The following is an 8,568-nucleotide window of genomic DNA, read 5'->3' as shown; positions in this document are numbered from 1 at the left end:
CTATTTGGTATTTTATCCATCATTACAACTATGTTTTGAGCCAATGAATATCTAATCACTACATATTTATCACTACCAGTGATTTATCCCAAGGAAAATCAATCAAAATAGAATTTGTTGAAAGTGTTTGCCTCACTCTGGAATTACAGCCATTAGCCAACGATCGCATTAGCTGTAATTTCAAAAAGTTTGGATATCTATCTCCAAACGAGTTTACCCTAAAATCCCAAAATCAACACTTTCAACTGCATCAAACTCAAGTTATTACAGAGTTAAAAGAATTTGTCGAACAACTAATGCAAATGGCCGTCAATGGTGGCTACATCACTCCCGAAGAAAAGCAAGAATTCCTGATGCCACTCCGCACAATTGCGCCTGCTTCGGCTATTTCCTCATAAAGGCGATCGCCCTTTTCATCCCGTCTCAGAAAAAGAGCGATCCTCTTCGAGGGCTTCGCCAACGCCAGAATCACAGATTACCGACAACTACCGACTAATTCTCGCCATCACCCTCAAAAGTTTCCTCAAATCCAGCTAAAAAGTCATCCAAAGCCACGGAGGCGATCGCCAAATTAATACTATCAGCATCTTCCCATCCCCACGTATTCACACCAACCACTTGACCGGCCATATTAATCAATGGCCCGCCCGAATTTCCTGGATTAATCGCCGCATCAGTTTGCAACACCTTCACCTCGGCAACCTCATCTTCATCATCCTCGCCCACCTCATACTCTTCCGGTTCGCGAATTGCACTAATAATACCTTGAGTTACAGTTGAGGAAAACTGCCCCAAAGGATTGCCCACAGCAATTACCCGATCGCCCACTTTCACATCAAAAGATAACTCTAAAGGAGGATATTCTTCGGGAGATTCTACTTGTTCCCCTGTTTCTGGATCGATCATAAAACCAGTAATCAAAAGCAATGCTAAATCCTCTTCCGCATTGCCAGTAAATACCACCTCTGCCATTCTCAACTTTCCGTCATTAGTTTCAACTAAAACCTGTTCGACTTCATTTTCTTCGTAGAAATAATCTTCATCGGCAATATCTTCGACAACGTGATAGTTAGTGACAATTATGTCAGGGGAAACAAAAAAGCCGCTACCGGAAGAAATTTCTTCTCCTGTCTCCCAATCCATCACGTAAACTGAAACTACGGAGGGCAAGACTTGCTCGACGACATCGGAAAAGTTTCCCGTCTGGGTTTTAAACTCTTTCAATTGCTGCTGCAAAGCTTTCTGATCGGCCTGCATTTTGCGATAAAGTTGCTGAACTTTTGCCAATCCTAGCTTTAATTGAGTTTCGCTCATATTTTACCTTTCCCTGAAATTAGGTTGCTGATTTATTTGGGATGTTTGATTGTAGATTTTGGATTGGTATATTGACAATTATAGGGCTGATGTAAAGGAACCCGGTTTCTACTAAAAATCCTGGGCTTTACACCCTGGCATCCATCCATAAACCGGGTTTCTCAACACCGTGCGGAGCGTCCTAAATTAGTCAGATATAGCCTTTCTCAGAAAGATGAGGTAATATCCGGCATAGGGCATAGGGCATAGGGCATAGGGCATAGGGCATAGGGCTATTCTCACTTTTTTGAGAACCGCTATATTTGTGAAATCGGCAATTTTATTGAAAATTACCATCTAAAATCTACAATCAGACTGCTATTGTACCTGTCAAAACAAAAGCGAACCGCCAATTATTTTTATTTAACAAAAGGCGATATCTCGCGTCTAAAAGCATTGAGAAATTAATGCCGATCGCATTTATGAACCGCGTTGAACTTCGATAAAAATTTCCTCCAAAATTGCACTCGCTCCCTGTTCGCGCAGGCGGTGGGCGAGGTCAATTCCCAGCATTTCAGCAGTATCTGCTGTGCCGGAAACAGTATCTTTGACGAATCGCTTGCCGTCGAGACTCGATACCATTCCGGTTAAGGTTAATTGACCGTTTTCTATTTTGGTATTTACGCCGATTGGTACTTGACAGCCGCCTTCTAATTCCCGCAAAAATGCGCGTTCGGCATAACATCTTTGGGCGGTTTCCGAGTGTTCGAGAGCTTTGATCACTGCCATGATTTCGGTGTCCCCGGCGCGGCATTCGATGCCCAAAGCACCTTGTCCGACGGCGTGAAGGGAGATTTCGGGAGAGATAATTTGGTGGATGCGATCGCCCATTCCCAATCTTTCGAGTCCTGCAACTGCTAAAATAATCGCGTCGTAACCGCCATCATCTAATTTAGCGAGTCGAGTATTGAGATTGCCGCGAATATCTTTGAATTCAAAGTGAGGGAAATGGTGCCGCAGTTGAGCCAGTCGGCGCAGCGAAGAAGTACCGATTACTGCATTTTCTGGGAGGGTGTCGAGTTGCTTGTCTTTGTGTTTGGAGTGTACAACCAGGGCATCAGCGGGATTTTCTCGTTCCGTGACGCATCCTAAGATTAAACCTTCAGGTAAATTGGTAGGCAAATCTTTGAGGGAATGAACGGCAAAGTCCGTTTCATTGTTGAGCATTCCCGTTTCTAATTCTTTGGTGAAAAGTCCTTTGTCGCCGATTTTAGCGAGGGCGACATCAAGAATTATGTCCCCTTGGGTGGACATGGTGTGGACTTCAAAAGTGTGTTCCGGGAAGTGTTTCTGTAGCTCTGCTTGCACCCAGTGGGTTTGGACGAGGGCGAGTTGGCTTTTGCGGGAACCGATGCGGACGGTTCGGGAGGGGGCAGATGTGGTTGGGGACATAAGATCGATCGCAGGATAGCTTGAAATGAGCCAGTATATTCACCTGATCTAGCGTACCGCAGGTGGGGACTTTAATTGCTGGTTGGGACAATTCGGGGGATAAAACTGAGCCGATCGACCTGGAGAGCGGAAGGCAGCCGACGGTGTATGATTTGCCTAGGGTCGATCGGGCTGAAGCTGGTTTAGCTGAAGAGTTTGCTCCCAGGTTGCAGGATTTGAGGAGAGAAATGTGGGAATGAGGGGGAAATAGCGATCGAACTTCTCAAGCCACCGAATAGCTTACCATAAAAATTAAATTTGTCAAATTACTAAAATCCTAAAACTATGAAAAGCGCTCTGGATGTAGCTCGTTACTTTTTATGTCGTGTCGATAGAGAAGCAGGCGATACTATTTCTCCTCTCAAACTGCAAAAACTCGTTTATTACGCACAAGCTTGGAGTTTAGTCTTTAGAGGCCAGCAGCTATTTTTTCAAGATATTGAAGCTTGGGTTTCCGGCCCCATTGTCCGCCATGTTTGGGATGAGTACAAAGCTTACAAATATACCGATATTCCCGCTCCTGATAATTTTGAGGGAGAATTTGAAGAAGATGAGATTGAGGTACTCGAAGAAGTTTGGAATGCTTATGGAGAATTAAGTGCTAAACATTTGGCAGAATTGACCCAATCTGAGACACCTTGGCTCAACGCCCGCCAGGGATTAGAACCTGCGGAAACATCAACTAAAATCATTTCCCACGAAGATATGAAAGCCTGCTATGCACCTTTGGTGGAGGCGTAAGTGGGTAAAAAAAGTCAAATACCAAAGCCACCTCAAAACAAGCAACAAAGAAGAATTCCAGAGCAAGCAACTCAGTTAAATCGACCAAGCAGTACAGATGACGAGCATCCTAGCTTCAGATTCACTTATGCAGATAAAAATCGTTGGCTTCTATCTGACTGGACATCATCAGAAATCAATGACCTCATTGAAGGACTAAAGAAAATCGAGAAATATACTTGGGGTCAAATCAAAGGTCACGGCTCAAAAAAACGAGGTGAATCAGTGGGAACGGGTTATAAGTTGATTAACATTCATCCGACTTTGCCTGACAATATTCCTGAAGATGAGAGATTATCAGAAATGCGAATTGATGAGAAAAAATGGATATTTGGGTTTCGCGTTCAGTCTGTTTACTACATCATTTGGTTTGACCGCAATCATTCAGTTTGTCCCGAATAAAAATATTTGTTATAGATGTTAAAGTTATTATATAAATCAATACCGTGCTTCCTCCCTTAGCCTAATGACTGTTGCGCTCAGGGGTTCGCCCTTGACATTAATGGAGTTTCGGAATACTTTATGCCTAGCTAACCACTCCTCCTTGGATAGCGGCGGGACTACGCGAGCTACTACTTTGCCCTCCTGTACGATTGTCACTTCTTCTCCTTTCGTCACTTTTTCCAAGATAGCTTGCAGATTCTGCTTGGCTTCTTCAACGCTAATCGCAGGCATCTTATTAGTTTTTTTAGGTACAGTTTAATTGTACATCAACGAAAATCAAAAATCGAAAATGGTATTAACGTGGCCCTGCTTGGAGTGCAGAATTTACTATCCGAACAACATCTGACTGCCGTCCATTTTTGATACTTACTCGGTAAAGTACACCCAGCCTTTGCCACTCCACATAAGAAATGCAGTAATTACCGCAAGTCTGGAAATAAATTCCCCTCATTCCGCCCGCTAATTCAATGCTTCTATAAGTATCCCTCGGCAATTGCGAAGGAGGCGAAAACGGTTCATCTCTTTTCGCTTCGATTGTGCCGAAAGAACAAGCTCCGCCGCGGCAGCCTTTGCCTAAATACATTCCAACAATGTAACCGTGGGAGCCAGCTTGCACGTCAAAATCAAGTTGCTGAGTGTCAGATAAAGGAAGTATGATCGGCAGAAAAACAGGTACTCGTGTTTTGCCTTTGATTTGCTGAAAAATGTTACTTACAGGAAAACGAATATTAGCTTGATTTGTACCTGAATTGTTGGGAATTGGGGGAAATTTTTGGACAAAATTTCTCCACTGTACAACTCTAGTTTTAGCAACGTTCAAAGTAGGAATAGAATATTTTTCGACAGCAAGAGAAGGGCGGCCGTCTTTCTGATCGAAGTTGCGGCGAATTACTGTAATTTCTGGTTTCCCTAGCCCGTAAGTTTTGGCTGTGGCGCGGGCGAGATTGCAGCTAATTTTGAAGATTCCCATGTCAATGTTGCCATTGTCGGCTCCGTAAGACCAATTGTAACCTGCTGAAGTGCGATCGCGATCGCACAAAAAACTCGAAATCTCAAACATCTTGGCAATATGAACATCGTACAACCGCAACTTGCTGCTGCCGGCAGATTGTGTAGTATTGCGATCGGGTACAATAAATTGTGCGGATTGCCAGCTATCTTGAGAAGTATAATTAAACCAGCGAATTTCTGTTATTTGCGTTTCTGTCCTTGCTAGGGCTGAGTATGGTGTCAAAAGTGCGATCGCGAAGCCCGCCCCTACGGGGGCTACGCCAACGAAGAGGATCGTCAAAGCAGTCACCACACCAGCAACAATCGCCCCAAATAGCCATCTTCCCCTCATCCTGATTTCCCTCCAAGTAGGTAAGCGAAAAAAAACTATAGTATATTCTTTAACAGGTTAACTTCCAGGCTACAAAAATTAACTGGTTCCCAGGCTCAGCCTGGCAATCGATATCACTCTTGCTCTGCCTCGCTTTTGTCATTGCGAGGTAACTAAGCAATCGCCAAGACTAAGATTGCTTCGTTCCTCGCAATGACACCTTTGATTGAACGAGTAAAAAATACCCAATCAAAATCGAAAATTGTCTTAGCGTTTCCCAGCTAGAATAGCAGAATTTGCTGTTAAAATCACCTCCGATTCCCCTCCGTTTTTAATTGATACGGTATACAGAAATCCCTGGTTTTTCCACTCAACAGAAGCCGTGCAGTAAGCACCACAACCGTTGTGAAAAACTCCTTTCACTCCGCCGGCAAGTTTAACATTTTTTAAAGTCTTAGTTACCCCTTCTACTTTCGTAGAAAATTCACCGCCTTTTTGAGATCGAACTTCCCCAAAATTGCAAGCTCCCGCACCCCGGCAATTTGCTGTATAATCTATTGAAATAGCATAGCTATTCGGTTGCGCTTGGCTGTAATAGTAAAGCTTCTGCGAAACAATAAGCCGACTGGGAATAAAAATCGGCACTTGTGTTTTGCCTTTTAATTTTGCCAAGATTTGACTTACCGGAACAGCAGTACCCGCTACAGCCACAGATTGGATTTCCGACAACCGCTGCGACAATTCGCCCGCACCAAAAACTCGCGATACAGGTACTAAAGCAGTCAACACGCACGCAGAAGTCGCCAAAAATAATAATTTATTTTTCACTGTTTTTGTCCTAGATGTTGAAACATTCCCTTTTAGCCCCCAACTGCTTTCACCTATTTACAACGATACTCCAAAATATAAAAATTACAATAGGGATTAAAAAAAAATAGTTTAATTTTTGTTTACAAATCCGCAAAAATATATAGTTTCCGATAAAATAGAGCAAGCGACAAACTTAGGAATCGAACGTGGAACTGCAAGAGTATTTACGCCAGCACGGATTAGAAACATTGTGCGAAACTTATCATATCAAAGTGACCCGCCACCGCCAATATCCCGATTTAGTATGTCTGAAATACTCGCAGATAGAATCCCCGCTGGGCGAAAAAATAGTCCAGCAGTGTCGAGGCATTATTTTAGATTCATCTCAAAACTGGGAAATAGTTTCTTATCCCTATGACAAATTTTTTAATTACGGGGAAGGCCACGCCGCAGCAATTGATTGGAGTAGCGCCAAAGTTTACGAAAAACTAGATGGTTCTCTGATTGTAATGTATTTCTATAAAGGAGAATGGAGAGTGCAATCTAGCGGTACTCCCGACGCAGCCGGCGAAGTTAACGGTTTTGGATTTAGCTTTGCCGAACTTTTTTGGAAAGTCTGGAAAGAATTGGGATATGAATTACCGGAAGCAAGCGATGAGTGTTTTATCTTTGAGTTGATGACACCTTATAATAGAATAGTTGTTCAGCAAAACAACAATGACATCGTGCTACACGGGGTTCGCAATACTGAAACACTGCGAGAAACAGATCCCCATTTTTGGGCTAACAGATATGTGTGGAAAGTAGTCAATTTCTATCCTTTGACTAGCTGGAAAGAAGTTATCGAAGCATCTCAACATTTAGATCCGATGGATTCGGAAGGGTATATTATTTGCGACGCTAACTTCAACCGAGTTAAGGTTAAGTCTCCGCAATATGTCGCGATTTCCCATCTTCGCGAAGGGTTTTCTACCCGCAGGATGATCGAAATTGTTTTGACTAATGAAGGAGAAGAGTTTTTAGCTTATTTTCCTGAGTGGAGTGAGTTGTATCAAAAAGTTAAGAGTAAGTATCAATGTTTGGTTGAAGAAATTGAGGGGGTTTATCGACAGCATGAACATATCGAAGTGCAGAAAGATTTTGCTTTCGCGGTGAAACATTTGCCGTATGCGGGGATTTTGTTTTCTTTACGGGCCCGCAGAGTTGCGGGCGTAAAAGAGGCTCTCCGTAATGTTACGATAAATAAGATGGAAGAGTTATTGGGTTTGGATTACATCAATTTAGGTTTGTAAAAGAAGTTCGGCAACGGATTTTGTAACGGATTTAACGGATAAATTATCGAGTGTGAGTAGTCATTTGTTATTTGTTATTTGTTATTTGTGATGCTCTACCAATAAACAATAACGACTAACCGATGCCCTATGCCCTATGCCCTATGCCCTATGCCCTATGCCCAATTACCAATTGTCATGAAAAGAGTTATTGTTCTTGTCGGCTTACCTGCTTCTGGAAAATCTCAATTTGCGAGGGAATTGCTGCTGTCTGAACCTGCACGGTGGGTGCGTAGCAATAAAGATTTGTTGAGAGAAATGGCTCACGCTTCTCATTGGTCGCCGACGAATGAAAAGTTTATTGTGCAGTTGAGAGATACGATTATTTTGATGGCTTTGGAAAGCGGCAAGCACGTGATTGTTGATGATACTAATTTTGGGCATCACATCGAGCATATCAAGGAGTTGGTCAAGGGTAAAGCTATCGTTGAAGTTAATGATTCTTTCCTGCAAGTTCCGGTGGAAGAATGTATTAAACGGGATTTAAAAAGACTTAATTCGGTGGGTAAAGATGTGATCGTGAAGATGTACAATAAGTATGTGCGGGTTCCCGTTCAGCCGCCGGAATACAACCCGGATTTGCCGGATGCAATTCTTGTGGATATGGACGGTACGCTGGCACTTCTCAATGGTAGAAATCCTTTTGATGCTTCAAAGTGCGATCGCGATTTACCGAATCAGCCCGTCCTAGATACCGTCCGCAAGTGGCAGTCTACCGTTAATATTATCGTAGTATCGGGTAGAACCGATGACTGTCAACCTCAGACTGAACAATGGTTACGGCAATACGAGGTCAATTATGCAGGCCTCTATCTGCGGAAAACTGGGGATATGAGGAAGGATGCGATTATGAAGGAGGAAATCTATCGGCAGCATATTGCAGGGCAATATAATGTTAAGTTTGTATTGGACGATCGCCAGCAAGTCGTTGATATGTGGCGATCGTTGGGATTGACTGTATTTCAAGTAGATGAAGGCGATTTTTGACTGAGGATGGATGTTGGGCGATTTGTCGCCCTCGCCGTGATGCTATAATGCAAGATCAGACGGCGGTTGAAACCGCGCCTACACAAACGATGTCCGCCTCCGCGGACTGAA

Annotated in this window: 10 protein-coding genes; 5 read left to right on the top strand and 5 right to left on the bottom strand. The window is 43.2% G+C overall.

All coding sequences use genetic code 11. The features are described from left to right. Nucleotides 1-492: 492 nt before the first annotated feature. Together QUB66_RS10140 and hemC are read right to left on the bottom strand one after the other, a co-directional pair. Nucleotides 493-1,314, bottom strand: coding sequence for a S1C family serine protease (locus QUB66_RS10140; RefSeq protein WP_265238785.1), 822 nt, complete (start codon nt 1,312-1,314; stop codon nt 493-495). Between the two features lie 459 nt (nt 1,315-1,773). Next, entirely contained in the window at nt 1,774-2,745 is a 972-nt protein-coding gene (gene hemC / locus QUB66_RS10135) for a hydroxymethylbilane synthase (protein WP_265238783.1), read from the bottom strand. Nucleotides 2,746-2,807: 62 nt separating this feature from the next. Between hemC and QUB66_RS10130 the strand changes: the two genes are divergently transcribed. The 3 genes from QUB66_RS10130 (at nt 2,808) to QUB66_RS10120 (ending at nt 3,966) form a co-directional block, all read left to right on the top strand. Continuing rightward, nucleotides 2,808-2,984 carry a hypothetical protein gene (locus tag QUB66_RS10130; RefSeq protein ID WP_265238781.1) on the top strand — a complete coding sequence of 59 codons (177 nt, stop codon included), beginning with the start codon at nt 2,808-2,810 and terminating at the stop codon, nt 2,982-2,984. An 85-nt stretch (nt 2,985-3,069) separates the two neighbouring features. Continuing rightward, nucleotides 3,070-3,525 carry a Panacea domain-containing protein gene (locus QUB66_RS10125; protein WP_265238780.1) on the top strand — a complete coding sequence of 152 codons (456 nt, stop codon included), beginning with the start codon at nt 3,070-3,072 and terminating at the stop codon, nt 3,523-3,525. After that, entirely contained in the window at nt 3,526-3,966 is a 441-nt protein-coding gene (locus QUB66_RS10120) for an MAG6450 family protein (RefSeq protein WP_332967498.1), read from the top strand. A 36-nt stretch (nt 3,967-4,002) separates the two neighbouring features. On the opposite strand, the gene QUB66_RS10115 is transcribed toward QUB66_RS10120, so the two are convergent. From QUB66_RS10115 to QUB66_RS10105, 3 genes are all read right to left on the bottom strand, one after another. Then, nucleotides 4,003-4,239, bottom strand: a complete 237-nt coding sequence (locus tag QUB66_RS10115) for a type II toxin-antitoxin system Phd/YefM family antitoxin (protein WP_265238777.1) — start codon at nt 4,237-4,239, stop codon at nt 4,003-4,005. Between the two features lie 64 nt (nt 4,240-4,303). Further along, on the bottom strand, nt 4,304-5,350 hold the full coding sequence (locus QUB66_RS10110; protein ID WP_332967496.1) for a hypothetical protein: 1,047 nt from the start codon (nt 5,348-5,350) through the stop codon (nt 4,304-4,306). A gap of 246 nt (nt 5,351-5,596) precedes the next feature. Next, a complete protein-coding gene (locus QUB66_RS10105; RefSeq protein WP_265238773.1) occupies nt 5,597-6,157 on the bottom strand; it encodes a hypothetical protein in 561 nt (186 codons plus the stop codon). Nucleotides 6,158-6,345: 188 nt separating this feature from the next. Between QUB66_RS10105 and QUB66_RS10100 the strand changes: the two genes are divergently transcribed. After that, nucleotides 6,346-7,431, top strand: a complete 1,086-nt coding sequence (locus QUB66_RS10100) for a T4 RnlA family RNA ligase (protein WP_332967494.1) — start codon at nt 6,346-6,348, stop codon at nt 7,429-7,431. A 177-nt stretch (nt 7,432-7,608) separates the two neighbouring features. After that, complete coding sequence (locus tag QUB66_RS10095) at nt 7,609-8,457, top strand: phosphatase domain-containing protein (RefSeq protein WP_265238769.1); 849 nt, start codon at nt 7,609-7,611, stop codon at nt 8,455-8,457. Nucleotides 8,458-8,568 lie beyond the last annotated feature (111 nt).

Origin of the sequence: Microcoleus sp. A2-C3 (assembly GCF_036706065.1) — a bacterium.
In the GTDB taxonomy this organism is placed as follows: Bacteria; Cyanobacteriota; Cyanobacteriia; order Cyanobacteriales; family Microcoleaceae; genus Microcoleus.
This window is presented reverse-complemented; position numbering and strand designations above follow the sequence as displayed.